Annotated in this window: 9 protein-coding genes and 1 pseudogene; 9 read left to right on the top strand and 1 reads right to left on the bottom strand. The window is 58.6% G+C overall.

Features of this window, described 5'->3' with window-relative positions; all coding sequences use genetic code 11:
- The first annotated feature begins 1 nt into the window (after nucleotide 1).
- Both ACQKPZ_RS13630 and ACQKPZ_RS13625 read left to right on the top strand, forming a co-directional pair.
- Complete coding sequence (locus ACQKPZ_RS13630; RefSeq protein ID WP_427538795.1) at nucleotides 2-1,012, top strand: ATP-binding protein; 1,011 nt, start codon at nucleotides 2-4, stop codon at nucleotides 1,010-1,012.
- A 101-nt stretch (nucleotides 1,013-1,113) separates the two neighbouring features.
- Nucleotides 1,114-1,680 (top strand): vWA domain-containing protein, encoded by a 567-nt coding sequence (locus ACQKPZ_RS13625; RefSeq protein WP_427538792.1) that lies wholly within the window; start codon nucleotides 1,114-1,116, stop codon nucleotides 1,678-1,680.
- A gap of 106 nt (nucleotides 1,681-1,786) precedes the next feature.
- On the opposite strand, the gene ACQKPZ_RS13620 is transcribed toward ACQKPZ_RS13625, so the two are convergent.
- Complete coding sequence (locus tag ACQKPZ_RS13620) at nucleotides 1,787-2,053, bottom strand: hypothetical protein (RefSeq protein WP_013972506.1); 267 nt, start codon at nucleotides 2,051-2,053, stop codon at nucleotides 1,787-1,789.
- 341 nt (nucleotides 2,054-2,394) lie between these two features.
- Here ACQKPZ_RS13620 and ACQKPZ_RS13615 point away from each other — a divergent pair, with 341 nt between their 5' ends.
- From ACQKPZ_RS13615 to ACQKPZ_RS13585, 7 genes and pseudogenes are all read left to right on the top strand, one after another.
- The gene (locus tag ACQKPZ_RS13615; protein ID WP_391133605.1) at nucleotides 2,395-3,720 is read left to right on the top strand and encodes a sigma-54 dependent transcriptional regulator; all 1,326 of its coding nucleotides are present in this window, start codon (nucleotides 2,395-2,397) and stop codon (nucleotides 3,718-3,720) included.
- Between the two features lie 266 nt (nucleotides 3,721-3,986).
- On the top strand, nucleotides 3,987-5,129 hold the full coding sequence (locus ACQKPZ_RS13610; RefSeq protein ID WP_427538789.1) for a MexC family multidrug efflux RND transporter periplasmic adaptor subunit: 1,143 nt from the start codon (nucleotides 3,987-3,989) through the stop codon (nucleotides 5,127-5,129).
- 15 nt (nucleotides 5,130-5,144) lie between these two features.
- Complete coding sequence (locus ACQKPZ_RS13605) at nucleotides 5,145-8,276, top strand: multidrug efflux RND transporter permease subunit (RefSeq protein ID WP_427538786.1); 3,132 nt, start codon at nucleotides 5,145-5,147, stop codon at nucleotides 8,274-8,276.
- Nucleotides 8,277-8,785: 509 nt separating this feature from the next.
- Nucleotides 8,786-11,044, top strand: a pseudogene (locus ACQKPZ_RS13600) (type VI secretion system Vgr family protein); the annotation flags it as partial.
- A 1,088-nt stretch (nucleotides 11,045-12,132) separates the two neighbouring features.
- On the top strand, nucleotides 12,133-12,645 hold the full coding sequence (locus ACQKPZ_RS13595) for a hypothetical protein (RefSeq protein WP_427538783.1): 513 nt from the start codon (nucleotides 12,133-12,135) through the stop codon (nucleotides 12,643-12,645).
- A 178-nt stretch (nucleotides 12,646-12,823) separates the two neighbouring features.
- A complete protein-coding gene (locus ACQKPZ_RS13590) occupies nucleotides 12,824-14,854 on the top strand; it encodes a lipase family protein (RefSeq protein WP_427538780.1) in 2,031 nt (676 codons plus the stop codon).
- Nucleotides 14,835-15,551 (top strand): hypothetical protein (locus ACQKPZ_RS13585; protein ID WP_427538777.1); only part of this gene is annotated, 717 nt, incomplete at its 3' end. The genes ACQKPZ_RS13590 and ACQKPZ_RS13585, both read left to right, overlap by 20 nt.

Raw genomic sequence — 15,551 nt, 5'->3', positions numbered from 1 at the left:
AATGAGTGAACCCGTACAATTCCCGCTGGCCGCAGTGGTCGGTGCCGACGACCTGAAACTGGCGCTGTGCCTGACCGCCATCGACCCCAGGATCGGCGGCGTGCTGATCGAAGGGCCACGCGGCATGGCCAAGAGCACCCTGGCCCGTGGCCTGGCGGATCTGCTGGGTGAAGGGCCCTTCGTCACCCTGCCACTGGGTGCCAGTGAAGAGCGCCTGGTCGGCACCCTGGATCTGGATGCCGCGCTGGGGCAGGGCAAGGCACAATTTTCACCAGGCGTGCTGGCCCAGGCCGACGGGGGCGTGTTGTATGTGGATGAGGTCAACCTGCTGCCCGATACCTTGGTGGACCTGTTGCTCGACGTGGCGGCCAGTGGCACCAACCGTATCGAGCGCGATGGCATCTCGCATCGGCACAGTGCCCGCTTCGTGCTGATCGGCACCATGAACCCGGAAGAGGGTGAACTGCGCCCGCAGTTGCTTGACCGGTTTGGCCTGAACGTCGCCCTCGAAGGCCTGCCCGAGCCTGAAGCCCGACAGCAGATCATTCGCCGTCGCCTGGCCTTCGACAGCGACCCGCAGGCCTTCTGCGCGCAATGGGCTGCGGCCCAGGCGCAACTGCGCGAACGCTGCCAGGCGGCGCGCCATGCCTTGACTGGCATCGCCCTGGATGATCAGGCGCTGGCCTGGATCACCGAGCGCTGCTACGCCGCGGGTGTCGACGGCCTGCGCGCCGACCTGGTCTGGCTGCGGGCCGCGCGCGCCCATTGCGCCTGGCGCGGTGGTGCGGCCATCGAGGAAGCCGATGTTGATGCCGTGGCCGAGTTTGCCTTGCGCCATCGCCGGCGCGTCATGCCCCAGGCCAACCCGCCGTCGGCACCGCAACAGCCCGAACAGCAGGGTGCAAGCAACCCCGGCGAACAGGGCGGGCAGGGTGACTGGGGGGCATTGCCGGCACAGCCGGTCGCCAGCGGCGCGCGGCGTGAGGTGCCGAACTGGGCAAAAAAGCCCTGAGCATTCGCCAGCCACCTGCCAAAGGGGCGGATGCCAGACCAGGCGCGGGCAAGCAGGCCGGGGCCAGCCGTGGCCGGGCGCGCAGTGCAGCGGCTGGGCGAGTGGCCTGGCTGCCGACCTTGCTCAAAGGGCGACCACGCCTGCGCCAGGACCTGTGCTGGCAACTGCGCCAGGCCAAACCCGCAGAGCTGTGGCTGGTGATTGTCGATGCTTCGGCCTCGACCCGTCGCCACCAGGCGCTGGCGCAGACCAAAGGGCTGCTGGCGGCCCTGTTCGACCAGGCCTATCGCCAGCGCGCCCGGCTGGCCCTGCTGACCGCCAGCGGGCGCACGCCACAATGGCAGCGCCACGGCCTGAAGGCCTCGGCGGCCCTGCAGCCCTGGCTGCAAGCCTTGGGGGCAGGTGGCGGTACGCCGCTGATCGCAGCACTGGAACAGGCACGGCACTGGCTGCAGGCACGCCAGCGTGCCCACCCGGATGAAGCGGTGCGTTGCCTGGTGTTTACCGATGGTCGCCTGCAGCATTGCAACGCCGTACAGCCCATGCCCTGCGCAACGTTATTGGTGGATATGGAACTGGCGCCCGTTCGCCTTGGGCGCGCACAGCGCCTGGCTGAGCAATTGCAGGCCGATTACCAGCACTTGCAGCAATTCAAAATCCTGGACTGAATCGTATTGGCGCGACACTATGTCGCAATATAAAAAGTTGCCAGGGCAGCAACTTTGCATTTGAACAAGTGCGTGGCGTTGCACGCACTTGGTTTGCCGGGTGCTATTACTTCGGCATCGACCAGGGTTGCAGGTCGTAACCTTTTTCGCACAGTTCGGCGCGCACTTCCTCAATCAGGCTGGCCCATTGGGCAGGGTCGGAATAGATACGCGAAGACACCTGCTTGCTGCCGATGCGGGTGCTGGTCCGGTCGATCACTGCCAGGCTCAGCTCACCAGTACCGTTGGGTGCATCCCAGGCTACGCACTGGAAAGGTTCGAAGGCGTGGTCGGCAATCAGCAGTGCTTCGTTGACACGGAGCGGGGCATTCATGGTTCGGTCTCTCTATGGTCCCAAACATCGAAGTTAAGTCCGCGTTGCTTCAAAGTCGCCTCATTCATCGCGAAGTGCAGCGCGGGGTTATGTGTACTGATGCTCGTTGTCCGGGGGCAAGTCACACATTAGGTGTAAATTTTTTGTCAGGGTCGAATCCGTTGTTGCCTGCGCCGCCATGTGATGTCGATAAAACGCGAAAATTCCCGTGGCACTTTGTAAAAAAATGCGTCGGCAGACAGACGGTACTGGGAACTGTCAACTTCGTTGCTACTGTTTAACAGGCGCCACAACTTGCTGTTTTACTTCATAAAACCAAAAAATGGCGCCAAGGATCGGTCATGCTACAGCTCGCCGCTCAACGCCGTCTGCTCATCGTCGACCCCTGCGACGACTGCCACCGTTTGTTGCCTGGCCTGCGAAACGCAGGTTGGGATGTAGACAGCTGCATGCTCGGCGCGGCGCTGGATCATCCTTGTGATGTGGGCTTGTTGCGCTTGCAGGCTTCGCACCTGAGGCAACCGGATGCGGTCAAGGACATGATCAAGCGCAGTAACACCGAATGGATCGCCGTGCTCAGCGCCGAACAGTTACGGATGCCGGCATTCGGCGATTTCGTCTGCGAATGGTTCTTCGATTTCCACACCTTGCCGTTCGATGTCTCCCGTGTGCAGGTTACCCTGGGCCGGGCCTTCGGCATGGCGCGCCTGCGTGGCAAAGGGGCCGCCAAGGTGGATGAGTCCACCCACGAACTACTGGGCGAAAGCCGCCCGATTCGAGAGCTGCGCAAGCTGCTGGGCAAACTGGCGCCCACCGAGTCGCCCGTGCTGATCCGTGGTGAAAGCGGTACCGGCAAGGAACTGGTGGCCCGTACCCTGCACCGGCAGTCGCAACGCAGCGAGCAGCCGTTCATCGCCATCAACTGCGGCGCCATTCCCGAACACCTTATCCAGTCGGAACTGTTCGGCCATGAGAAAGGCGCCTTTACCGGGGCTCACCAACGCAAGACCGGGCGCATCGAGGCGGCCCATGGCGGCACCCTGTTTCTTGATGAAATCGGTGATCTGCCACTGGAGTTGCAAGCCAACCTGCTGCGCTTCTTGCAGGAGAAGCATATCGAGCGGGTGGGCGGCAGCCAGCCGATCCCGGTGGATGCACGCGTGCTGGCCGCGACCCATGTGGACCTGGAAAGGGCCATCGAGCAAGGGCGTTTCCGTGAAGACCTGTATTACCGGCTGAATGTGTTGCAAGTGGTGACCGCGCCGCTGCGTGACCGGCATGGTGACTTGTCGATGCTGGCCAGCCATTTTGCCCATTTCTACAGCCTGGAAACCGGGCGTCGGCCACGTTCGTTCAGCGACCATGCCCTGGCGGCCATGGGCAGGCATGACTGGCCGGGCAACGTGCGAGAACTGGCCAACCGCGTACGACGCGGCCTGGTGTTGGCCGAAGGCCGACAGATCGAGGCGCAGGACCTGGGCCTGCTGACAATCGACCAGGGGCAACAGCCGCTGGGTACGCTGGAAGAATACAAGCAACGGGCCGAGCGCCAGGCGTTGTGCGACGTGCTCAACCGGCACAGCGATAACATGAGCGTGGCGGCCAAGGTGCTGGGAATATCGCGGCCAACCTTTTACCGGTTGCTGCACAAGCACCAGATCCGCTGAGCTTTGCGATTCCTGTAGGAGCGGCCTTGTGTCGCGATCGGGCGCGAAGCGGCCGCCAAACCTGCATCCCGTAACTGTCTGACAAACGGCGGCGCCTGAATTTCGGCCGCTTCGCGCCCGATCGCGACACAAGGCCGCTCCTACAGAGATCGCATGAGTTCCTGGTTTCACAATTATTAACAAAGTATCAAATGAGACAAAATTGACTCATTTTGCGCTCATGCCTATCATCCGAGCCGTTTTTCCATTTAAAGCTCGGGTGAATCATGAGCAACTTGCGTGCAATAGGAATGGCCAGTTGCCTGGCGGCGGCCGTCGTCCTGGCTGGCTGCGGCGCGGCTGAAGCGCCGCCGACCGAGGCGCAGAACGCCTTTCCAGTCCAGACCGTAACGGTCGCCAGCGAACCCCTGACCCTGGCGGCAACCCTGCCCGGCCGGGTCGAACCCATGCGCGTGGCCGAGGTGCGTGCCCGGGTGGCAGGCATCGTCCTGCACAAGGGGTTTGAAGAGGGCGCCGACGTCAAGGCCGGCGACGTGCTGTTCCAGATCGACCCGGCACCGTTCAAGGCTGCACTGGCCCGCGCCGAAGCCGACCTGGCCCGGGCCCAGTCGGTGATGTTCGAAGCCCAGGCGCGGGTGCAGCGCTACCAGCCGTTGGTGAAGATACAGGCCGTCAGCCAGCAGGATTTCGACACTGCCAGCGCCAACCTGCGCAGTGGCCAGGCCGCCGTGCGTTCGGCCCAGGCTGATGTCGAGACGGCACGCCTGAACCTGGGCTACGCCACGGTCAAGGCGCCGATTTCCGGGCGCATTGGCCGGGCGCTGGTCACCGAAGGTGCGCTGGTGGGGCAGGGCGACGCCACGCTGATGGCGCGCGTGCAGCAACTGGACCCGATCTACGTCGATTTCACCCAGTCCGCCGCCGACGCCCTGCGCCTGCGCCAGGCGCTGAAGGACGGTGCACTGGCCGCCGGCGACCAGCAGGCCCTGACGGCCCGGGTAGAAGGCACCGACTACGAGCGCCAGGGCGCGCTGATGTTCACGGATATCGCGGTGGACCGCGGCACCGGCCAGGTCACCCTTCGCGGTCGCTTCGACAATGCTGATGGCATCTTGCTGCCGGGCATGTATGTGCGCGTGCGCACCCCCCAAGGCACCGACAACCAGGCCATCCTGGTACCGCAGCGCGCCATTCAGCGCGGTGGCGACGGCGAGGCCCGGGTAATGCTGGTGGGCATCGGCGGGGTTGCCGAGGCGCGCAGTGTGCGCACAGGTGTCATGCACGGCGCCCGCTGGCAGGTCACCGAAGGCCTGCGGCCAGGTGACCAGGTGATCGTCGGCAGCCCTGCCGGCCTGGCCCCGGGCATGCCGGTAACACCGGCCCCGGCGCAACAAGCCGCCGTGCGTTAAGGCGAGGGTAACGCAATGTCCAAGTTCTTCATCAAACGGCCGAATTTTGCCTGGGTCGTGGCGCTGTTCATTTCCCTGGCCGGGCTGCTGGTAATCCCCACCCTGCCGGTGGCCCAGTACCCCAACGTGGCGCCACCCCAGATCACCATCACCGCCACCTACCCGGGCGCTTCGGCCAAGGTACTGGTGGACTCGGTCACCAGCATCATCGAGGAGTCGCTCAACGGCGCCAAGAACCTGCTGTACTTCGAGTCCACCAACAACTCCAACGGCATGGCCGAAGTGGTGGTCACCTTCGAGCCGGGTACCGACCCGGAGCTGGCCCAGGTCGATGTGCAAAACCGCCTTAAAAAGGCCGAAGCACGCATGCCGCAGGCGGTGATCACCCAGGGTATCCAGGTTGAGCAGACCAGCGCCGGCTTCTTGCTGATCTACGCCCTCAGTTACAAGGACGGCGCTGGCAAAGCCGACACCACGGCGTTGGGCGACTACGCGGCGCGCAACATCAACAATGAGCTACGCCGGGTACCGGGCGTGGGCAAGTTGCAGTTCTTCTCGTCGGAAGCGGCCATGCGCGTCTGGGTCGACCCGCAGAAGCTGGTGGGCTACGGGCTGTCGATCGATGACGTGAGCAACGCCATTCGCGGGCAGAACGTGCAGGTGCCTGCCGGCAGCTTCGGCAGCGCGCCGGGCAGTAGCCAGCAGGAGCTGACCGCCACCCTGGCCGTGCAAGGCACCCTGGACGACCCACAGGCGTTTGGCCGTGTGGTGCTGCGCGCCAACCCGGACGGTTCGTTGGTGCGCCTGGCCGACGTCGCCCGCCTGGAAGTAGGCATGGAAAGCTACAACTTTGCTTCGCGCCTGAACGGCAAGCCCGCCGTGGCTGGTGCGGTGCAGCTGGCGCCGGGCGCCAATGCGTTGAAAACCGCCGAGCTGGTCAAGGATCGCCTGGCCGAGCTGAGCGCGTTCTTCCCCGAGGGGGTCGAATACTCGGTGCCGTATGACACCTCGCGCTTTGTCGACGTGGCCATTGAAAAGGTCATTCACACCCTGCTCGAAGCCATGGTCCTGGTGTTTTTGGTGATGTTCCTGTTCCTGCAGAACATCCGCTACACCTTGATCCCGTCGATCGTGGTGCCCGTGTGCCTGCTGGGTACGTTGATGGTGATGAAACTGCTGGGCTTCTCGGTGAACATGATGACCATGTTCGGCATGGTGCTGGCCATCGGCATCCTGGTCGACGACGCCATCGTGGTGGTAGAGAACGTCGAGCGCATCATGGCCGAGGAAGGGCTGTCGCCGGTTGACGCCACCATCAAGGCGATGGGCCAGGTGTCTGGCGCGATCATCGGCATCACCCTGGTGCTGTCGGCGGTGTTCATGCCGCTGGCGTTCATGTCAGGCTCGGTGGGGGTGATCTACCAGCAGTTCTCGCTGTCGTTGGCGGTGTCGATCCTGTTCTCGGGCTTTCTGGCGCTCACCTTCACCCCGGCCCTGTGCGCCACGCTGCTCAAGCCGGTGGCCCCCGGGCACCATGAGAAGCGCGGGTTCTTCGGCGCCTTCAACCGTGGCTTCGCCCGGCTGACCGAGCGCTATTCGGTCATGAACACAACCCTGGTACGGCGTGCCGGCCGCTACATGCTGGTGTATGTCGGCATCCTGGCGATGCTCGGCTACTTCTACCTGCGTTTGCCGGAGTCCTTCGTGCCGGTTGAAGACCAAGGCTACGCGATTGTCGACGTGCAGTTGCCGCCGGGGGCCAGCCGTGTGCGCACCGACGCGACCGGGCAGGCCCTCGAGCAGTTCCTGATGTCGCGTGAGGCACTGGCGTCGGCGTTCATGGTCAGCGGTTTCAGCTTCTCGGGCATGGGCGAGAACGCCGCGCTGGCGTTCCCTACCTACAAAGACTGGTCGGTACGTGGCGCCGGGCAATCGGTGGACGCCGAAACCCAGGCGATCAATGCGCAGTTTGCCGGTTACGGCGATGGCACGATCATGGCGGTCAACCCGCCACCCATCGATGGCCTGGGCAACGCCGGTGGTTTTGCCCTGCGCCTGCTCGACCGTGGCGGCCTTGGCCGTGAAGCGTTGCTGGCGGCCCGTGACAAGATCCTTGGCGAAGCCAACGGCAACCCGGTCATTTTGTACGCAATGATGGAAGGCCTGGCCGAGGCGCCGCAACTGCGCGTCGATATCGACCGGGAAAAGGCCCGCGCCCTGGGTGTGGCCTTCGAGACCATCAACAGCACCCTGGCCACTGCGTTTGGCTCGGCGGTGATCAACGACTTCACCAACGCCGGCCGGCAACAGCGTGTGGTGGTGCAGGCAGAGCAGGGCGAACGCATGACGCCGGAAAGCGTATTGCGCCTGTACGCGCCGAACGCCGATGGCCAGCAAGTGCCGTTCAGCAGCTTTGTCACCACCCGTTGGGAAGAGGGGCCGGTGCAGATCGTGCGTTACAACGGCTACCCGTCAATCCGCATTTCCGGGGATGCCGCACCGGGCTACAGCACCGGGCAGGCCATGGCCGAAATGGAACGCCTGGTCAGCGAGTTGCCGCCGGGTATCGGCTATGCCTGGACTGGCCTGTCCTACCAGGAAAAGGTTTCCAGCGGCCAGGCCAGCAGCCTGTTCGCCCTGGCCATTGTGGTGGTGTTCCTGCTGCTGGTGGCGTTGTACGAAAGCTGGGCGATCCCGCTGACGGTGATGCTCATCGTGCCGATCGGCGCGCTGGGGGCGGTACTGGCGGTGATGGTTACCGGCATGCCCAACGATGTGTATTTCAAAGTTGGCCTGATCACCATCATTGGCCTGGCAGCTAAGAACGCCATTCTGATCGTCGAGTTTGCCAAGGAGCTGTGGGAGAAGGGCTACAGCCTGCGTGACGCCGCCATCGAGGCTGCGCGCCTGCGCTTCCGGCCCATTGTGATGACCTCGATGGCCTTCATTCTTGGCGTGGTGCCCCTGGCCATCGCCAGCGGTGCCGGTGCTGCCAGCCAGAGGGCGATTGGCACCGGGGTAATTGGCGGCATGCTTAGTGCCACCCTGCTGGGTGTGGTGTTCGTGCCAATCTGCTTTGTCTGGGTGCTGTCGCTGCTCAAGCGCAAACCGGCGCCGCAGGCCCAGCGCGTCGAGGTGTTGGAATAAAGGCTCCTTTGGTTGGATGACTCAACCGTTTTGGCCCCCGGGACTTGTGCCCGGGGGCCTTTTTTTGTCAGTACCGAAGCCAGTACGCGTTACAACCCACCACGTGCACGTTATATGGCCGAAGTGGAAAATGTATTTGTAGGAAAGTTCTGGATTTGCATCAGCGGGTTGATATTGATCGGGATTTATGCACTGGTTTGAAGGCGTCCCTTTGATCTCATTTATTGACTTGGATCAGTACAGGCTCATTAATAAGAATTGTCGCTAGTTGAAGTGGCTCTGTAGGGCAGGTAACGAAAAAGACCGCCATCTCTTGTTTTTACAATTCTTGTAGGACGCTTCCGAAGTTGCGCGTGAACAGTGGCGAAAAATCGAGGTTTAGTTCATGTTTTTGCGAGGAAATAGTTAGGGGCGCCGTTCTGCATGAAGCACGAGCAGCAGTTCACGACGGTTTTGCCCTTTTCTAGCGAATACGATGCAGCAACGCTGACTGCCAAGAGGGCCCAGGTATGGCGCAGGCGATAAACCCCTTCACCCACAACCACTACACGCTTGAAATCGATGAACTGGATGCCGTCGAGCTTGATGTACTGTCGTTCAAAGGCGAGGAATGGCTGAGCCAGCCGTTCACGTACACGGTGGCCTTCACCTCTACGACGCAGGACATCGATGCTGCCACGGTCCTTGGCAAGGGCGCCAGTTTTCAGATGGGGTCGTCAGGGCTGGCGCAGCAATATGTGATACCGCAGGCCACATCGCGCACGCTGCATGGGGTGATCACCGGTTTCAAGCGCGTCTCCGGTTCCAGGGACGAAGCCCGTTATGAGGTAACCCTGCAGGCGCGGTTGGCACTGCTCAGCCGTGGCAAACAGTACCGGATCTACCAGCATCAGTCGGTACCGGAAATCGTCGAAAGCATCTTGCGCAATCGCCATCAGTTCGAAGCGTATTACTTCCTGTTCGACCTGCTCCGCGAATACCCCAGGCGTGAGCAGGTCATGCAATACGGTGAAAGCGATCTGGCTTTCATCAGCCGTTTGTTGGCAGAAGTCGGTATCTGGTATCGCTTCACCCACAACGACAAGCTGTTCATCGACGTTGTCGAGTTTCACGATCACCAACGCCATTATCAGTTCGACATCAGCCTGCCGCATCGGCCGTTGTCGGGCCTGGCCAGCAGTGGGCAGGATGGCGTCTGGGCGCTGCAGGTTTGCCACGAGGTGGTGGAGCAGCACATCAACGTTCGCGCCTATCACCACCGCGATGCTACCGCTTTTCTGGAAGGCGAGGTTGATCACAGCCGGGGCGCAGCGGGCACCTATGGCGAGGGTTACCACTATGGCGAACCCTATACCGCGCTGGGTGATGCAATTGCCCGGGATGAAGACCTGCTCAGCGAAAGCGGTTACTTCTATGCGCGCCTGAACCATGAACGCTTTCTCAACGGCCAGACCCGCTGCAGCGGCATCAGCAGCAGCGTGACACTTGCCCCAGGGCAAGTAGTGACGGTTACGGATGGCGCGCCGCAGGCCTTCGAGCCTGGGGTCGTCACGACCCATGTGACCGTCGAAGCGGCACGGGACCGCAGCCTGGAGGTCACATTCGAGGCGATTCCCTACTCAGAGTTGATCTGTTTTCGACCGCCCTTGGCGAAAAAGCCGCAGATCGCTGGCACGGTACCGGCGCGGGTCACCAGCAACCGCAAGAACGACCCCTATGGCCATATCGATATGGAGGGGCGCTACCGGGTGAACTTCCTGTTCGACCGGGACACATGGAGCGCGGGTGAGGAGAGTGCCTGGTTGCGGCTGGCGCGACCGTACGCCGGCGACACCCATGGCCTGCACCTGCCGTTGATCTGCGGCACTGAAGTGGCGGTGGCGTTCGAGCAGGGCGACCCTGACCGCCCCTACATCGCGCATGCCCTGCACGACAGCCAGCACCCCGACCACGTCACGCTGCGCAACTACAAACGTAACGTGCTGCGCACGCCCGCGAACAACAAGTTGCGCATGGACGATACGCGTGGGCAGGAGCACATCAAGCTCAGCACCGAGCACAGTGGCAAGAGCCAGCTGAACCTTGGGCACCTGGTGGATGTAGAAAAGCACAAACGTGGTGAAGGCTTCGAACTGCGAACCGATGATTGGGGAGCGATTCGGGCGGGCAAAGGGTTGTTCATCAGTGCCGACAAACAGGAGCAGGCGCTGGGTACTCAGTTGACGATGACTGAAGCCATCGAGCAACTGAGAAGTGCACTTTCGCTGGCCCAATCACTGGCACAAGCTGCAACGAACGCCAACGCTACACCGAACGATTCCGACAGCCAGGATCGTCTAGTGGAAGCCCTGACAGGGCTGGCGCAGCCAGGCGTTGTGATGCATGCACCCGCAGGCATAGGAATAGTCAGTCCTGAGCCTATATGCGTGTCATCGGGGGGCGAGAGCGTTGGCATTATGGCTGGCCACAATGTTGATCTCTGCGCCGGGGGGGAAATCACCGCCACTGCTGAGGCAGGCATAAGCGTGCTTGCCCAGGAGGGCGACTTGCAGATGATGGCTGCCCACGGCCGCATTCAAGTCCAGGCCCAAAAAAGCGATCTGCATGCCCTGGCAAAAACCGACATGAAGCTCGAAAGCCTGCAAGGGAACGTAGAGATCCATGCCCAGCAGGCGCTGGTGCTCAGTTGTGGTGGTGCTTACATACGGTTGAGCGGTGGCGAGATCGAACTCGGGGCGCCTGGCAACATATACCTTAAAGCCGCTCATGTGGACAAGCTGGACAGTGAAAGCCTTACCACTGTCGCAGAGCAGATGCCGACCGGTTATTCGGGCACCTATGTACTCAAGGACGAATCTGGTGCGCCTTTGCCCCATACTCGCTACCAGGTTACCACTGCGTCAGGGGCGTTGTTCAAAGGGGCGACCGATAAAGAAGGCAGGACAATAAGCGTTCATACACTGGTGCCGGGTGACCTGAAAATTGAGTTTCCCGAGTCATTCGCTGGCTATGACGAAAAACTTCGCTTGAGCAGTGATAGCGGGCAGCTTGCAAGCAACCTGAAATACCGGGTCGTGCTGGCAGATGGTCGCTGTTTCGACGGTGTTACCGATGCGCAGGGTTGTACCCAGCGATTCGAAACAGACGTACCAATCCAGATCAAGACACTAATGCTGTACCCGCCTGAGTCTATTGAGGAGGGCTGTCGCCCTGCCCGAATGGCAGAAGACCCCTTGGAGATTGATCTGAGCTCCAGTGATATTTCTACTACAAATCAGGATTTCGGCAATTCTACCAGGGACATTCCTTTACCCAAAGGCAAGAAGCGCCCGCTGACCGCTGGTGAAATTGCCATGGCTGGCACGGTTTTCAAAGATGCGGTCGATTATTCAAAGGTTAAAATTCATCATAAAGGCTGGTGGCTGTTTCTGGGGTTCCAGAATACGGCAGTGACACCTAATGGTGAGATGTACTTTCCGGAAAAAACGGGCTACTACCGGGATGATTACTCGTCAACGCCAGACCCTCAAGACAAGGCGCTGTTCATTCATGAGATGACACATGTGTGGCAGTACCAGTTGGGCTATTCCGTAAAGAGGCATGGCCTGACGGTTACGAGCAAAGGCGACATAGCGTACGAGTACAGCCTTACTAAGGATGGAGACCTGTCGGATTACAATATGGAGCAACAGGGAGAGATTGTTTCGGATTACTACATGATTTGTATCGAAGGCAACCCCAAAGGTGTTTGGAATCCTGCTAATTCCAGTAAAGATCCAGTGTTGCTTGCGGGGACTGTAGAGCGGTTTCTCAGGGATCCATTCAATAAGTCCAACCTTCCAAGGTAGGGGTGGCTATGTCTATCAGAATTCTACTGGCTATGCTGTGTGGTTGCGTGCCCTTGCAGGCAGTTAATGCTACGCCTATCGGGTCAGTTAAATATGCAGATTTAGCATCGATAAATGGTATGCCGGCCTTATGCCTGCCTAAGAGTGAAACAGCGCCTTTTGCGGTGGGGTGGGCCACGCTGTACGACAGTTACGCGAAAGATGTCGATGCTTGGCAAGTGGTGCTAAAAGAACAAGCTGCGCCAGTGGTGCTTAAGCCTGGTGAGTGTTTCGCATATGGGACAGTGCCAGAGGGTTACATGCTTGAAAAGGGAACGGCAGGCAAGAAGCCCTTACAGTTGGAAGTAGGTAAGACCTACGCTTTTAGACTAAATAGTGCCTCTCGCTCGGTCGATGCTTATTTCGTTGTTTTTTGCATAACGAGTGAGGGTGAGGGGCGGTTCGTAAAGTATCCGCCGCTGTCAAGCGGTGAGGCCGTCCCATCCTGCGATGGGCGGAATGGAAATCGTATTTCCAGATAAATTGAATGCTGATACAGCCTTTTCCTTGGGGTATATGAGTTTGTGCAGGAGAGCAAGGGCCTAAATACATTAAATGTCCAGCGCCCATAGGCGAATAGCTCCATCTTGTGGGTCAAGTAGTACGGCTGGTTCAATTTCCCAGAGATAGTCATCTTGTTTTCAGAAGGGTTGCATGCTTATGAATGACGTACTGCACCGAACCGATACACTCAACCCAATTAAAGAGGTTATTTGCGGCAAGCAAAAGCAGCATTGGGTCGAATTTCAGCTGCTGGACGAGTTGGGCGAACCGCTCGCGAACTTGCCCTTCCGCGCTGAAAACGACGCCACGCGTTCGGGGTGTGCGGCTGTGCTTACAGGCCAGAGTGATGAGTCTGGAGTGATCCGATTGGAGGGGCTGCATCCATTGGACATTTGTTTGAAACTGGTTGCCGATCCGCTGGCCGAAGAGCTCTCAACCCGGAGGCTCAGGGCTGAGAGACCCGAGCCTCCAAGGCCCGGAGTAGGTGATCCTACTCCGCTATATGGGCCGCAGCGGTCCGGGTTTTCACCGATTGAAAAGCAAGCGCATGCTGAAGGTAATTTATATCATTACTTACGGATTGGTCAGTTGTGTGATCAATTACCTAGTCTTGGAAATGAAGAGGACTTGCAGGTTCTGCCAGAGTTTCATTTTCCAGATCCAGAATTTAATGGTTTTACGGTGGTGTATGAACAACTGAGCATGCGGCATGTGGTCGAAGTGTGTCCGTTCCGAGCTTGGTCACTGGTCTTGCACCACCAGCAGCATTATAGTTTGGCAAATGCTTACAATTTAGGGTTAATGAGCATCCTGTCTTACAGTGATGAGTTGCCTGATGTATACGGCTCGGTATCATTCTTCTTTGCGCACCAGTGTATGGATCTATCTCGGACTCCGCGGGTGGATAGTAAAGGCCAAGCGTGGCCATGCTTGGTTGTGGATGTGCCATTCAAGAATCGTTATACATCTGCCGAGCTCATGGATACAAACAAAGCAAAGCCGCCCCAGGGACATACTCAATTTTTTTATGCGTTAAGTAAAACGCAGTGGCTGGTGGTTTGGCGTGGTACCGAACCAACTAAAATCAAAGATATTGTTACAGATGTCTCTTTCAGGCCGGTAAGGCCGTCGAATGAATATAATTGTGATTTCAGAGTGCCTTGTCCTGATTTGGTGGCGCAAGGGAGTGTACATACGGGATTTTTTCAGGCATTCAAGGTGGCACGAGAAGTGTATTCAGAAACATTTAAAAGATATTTCCCTCAGAGGGCCGAGGGTAGAGATTTGTTTGTTTGTGGACATAGTTTAGGCGGGGCGCTGGCTTTGATTCATGCAGCCTCACTTAAAGAGCGAGATCCACTAGTGTATACGTACGGAATGCCGCGAACGTTTACACTTGATGCTGTTAAGGGTTTAAGTTGGTTGCGTCATTTTAGACATGTGAATGACTCTGATTTTGTTCCTCAAGTTCCTCCTGAAGCAGACCTGGATAGTCACTTCTACAAACTCTACGGTCCGTTGGGGACCAGCTTGGGGCTAAAGTGGTCAATGGCTAAGATGGCGGCAAGTATCTTTTTCGAGTTTGGCGATCCGTTTAGTCATCATGGTGAAATTGTATTGTTCTTGATGACTGAGCAGCACGTCGAACGGAAAAGCAAGCCGTTTCCCGCATACCGTGGCGGAAGGAGCGGGCCGGCGTATCCTATAAAGATCCTTTACCGGCTACCCGAGAGAACCAAGCTTTTTCTAGTGCCTAGCTTGGATGAATCGGACGATTTGGAGGCAGAGAAAGCTCAGAAGCGATTGGTTAACTCTTTAGCTGCGGAGGATAGGAATAAGTTTTTCAAGCCTTACAAAAATCCCGACTTGGGCGGTCGTTTGAGTGCCGGGAATCATTCCATGGATGAGTATCAGCCCTATATTCACAATCAGCTCCTGGAGTCGATCAGCCCTGAGCGCATACAAGCCCGGCAAATTCAGAGGAGCAAATTTGAACAACAGATGATGAGTAACAGCGAACGCATCCCTGAAAGTGAATTTCAAAGAAATCGCATGTTTTTAGATTTGCAAAATCGTTTGGGTAAGGCCTTGGTAGTGACGCGACAGATTGACGGTGGATCGGATGCGTTGCGCAGGTTTGAGGCCGCGACGGGGCCGAAAGTATATTGTGAAAAAACGTACTGTTAACAAATTATTTGCTTCAGGGTGCATTATGAGAATTAGGGTGCTGCCAGTGTTGTTCCTATGTTCAACGTTAGGGCTTGAGGTTTCTGCCAAGGGCGATGAGGTACTGCCATATGTTGAGGGTGAAAAGGTAATCCTAAGGGTCAAGGTACCCAGTGAATTGGCGGCGCGCGAAGTGGAGGCGCTTTACCGCTCAACCGTGTGTACCTCTGTTGCTTATGATATGGATGGAGACCCATATAAGCGGGATGGGTATAGGCGACTGGATGTGCAGTCTGTGCGTGAAGGCGATACTAATGTCTTGCGCACTGAACTGCCTGTTGACCGGGGGGGGCGTTGTCGATGGAGGCTGAGCAACGTCACATTTGGCATCAGATATGAGGGAACGAGCCAGTTTGGTGAAAGCGTCGCCCACGGCGAGGGTGGCGGCGTTATTGTGCTGTTTGATCGAAGCAATTCCCCAGGTAGTGGTGCGGCTATTAAAGTTGAGGGCGATGTGGATGTCAGGCCAGATTATTATCCATGGCTAAGTGAGAGATTTATTGGGGGGTATATAAAGGCGGCAAATCTGGCTACGAGTCGTAGCCCTTATATTAGGTATCAAGCGCTGAGTGCTCGACGTGTAAATTTTGAACCTGTCTTTCACTCCGGCTATTTAGTGCGTTCTGTTGGGCCGAAAATTCAACGCAAAGGTGACTTT

This window comes from Pseudomonas sp. NPDC089547, assembly GCF_050280665.1.
Classification (GTDB): Bacteria; Pseudomonadota; Gammaproteobacteria; order Pseudomonadales; family Pseudomonadaceae; genus Aquipseudomonas.
Note: the sequence above shows the minus strand (reverse complement) of the source record. Positions and strands in the feature narration are given on the sequence as shown.

Bases quoted from the DNA above. Each gene is read 5' to 3' on its own strand.
- ACQKPZ_RS13615 (WP_391133605.1), top strand. From the start codon at position 2,395: ATGCTACAGCTCGCCGCTCAACGCCGTCTGCTCATCGTCGACCCCTGC.
- ACQKPZ_RS13620 (WP_013972506.1), bottom strand. From the start codon at position 2,053: ATGAATGCCCCGCTCCGTGTCAACGAAGCACTGCTGATTGCCGACCAC.
- ACQKPZ_RS13610 (WP_427538789.1), top strand. From the start codon at position 3,987: ATGAGCAACTTGCGTGCAATAGGAATGGCCAGTTGCCTGGCGGCGGCC.
- ACQKPZ_RS13590 (WP_427538780.1), top strand. From the start codon at position 12,824: ATGAATGACGTACTGCACCGAACCGATACACTCAACCCAATTAAAGAG.
- ACQKPZ_RS13605 (WP_427538786.1), top strand. From the start codon at position 5,145: ATGTCCAAGTTCTTCATCAAACGGCCGAATTTTGCCTGGGTCGTGGCG.
- ACQKPZ_RS13630 (WP_427538795.1), top strand. From the start codon at position 2: ATGAGTGAACCCGTACAATTCCCGCTGGCCGCAGTGGTCGGTGCCGAC.
- ACQKPZ_RS13595 (WP_427538783.1), top strand. From the start codon at position 12,133: ATGTCTATCAGAATTCTACTGGCTATGCTGTGTGGTTGCGTGCCCTTG.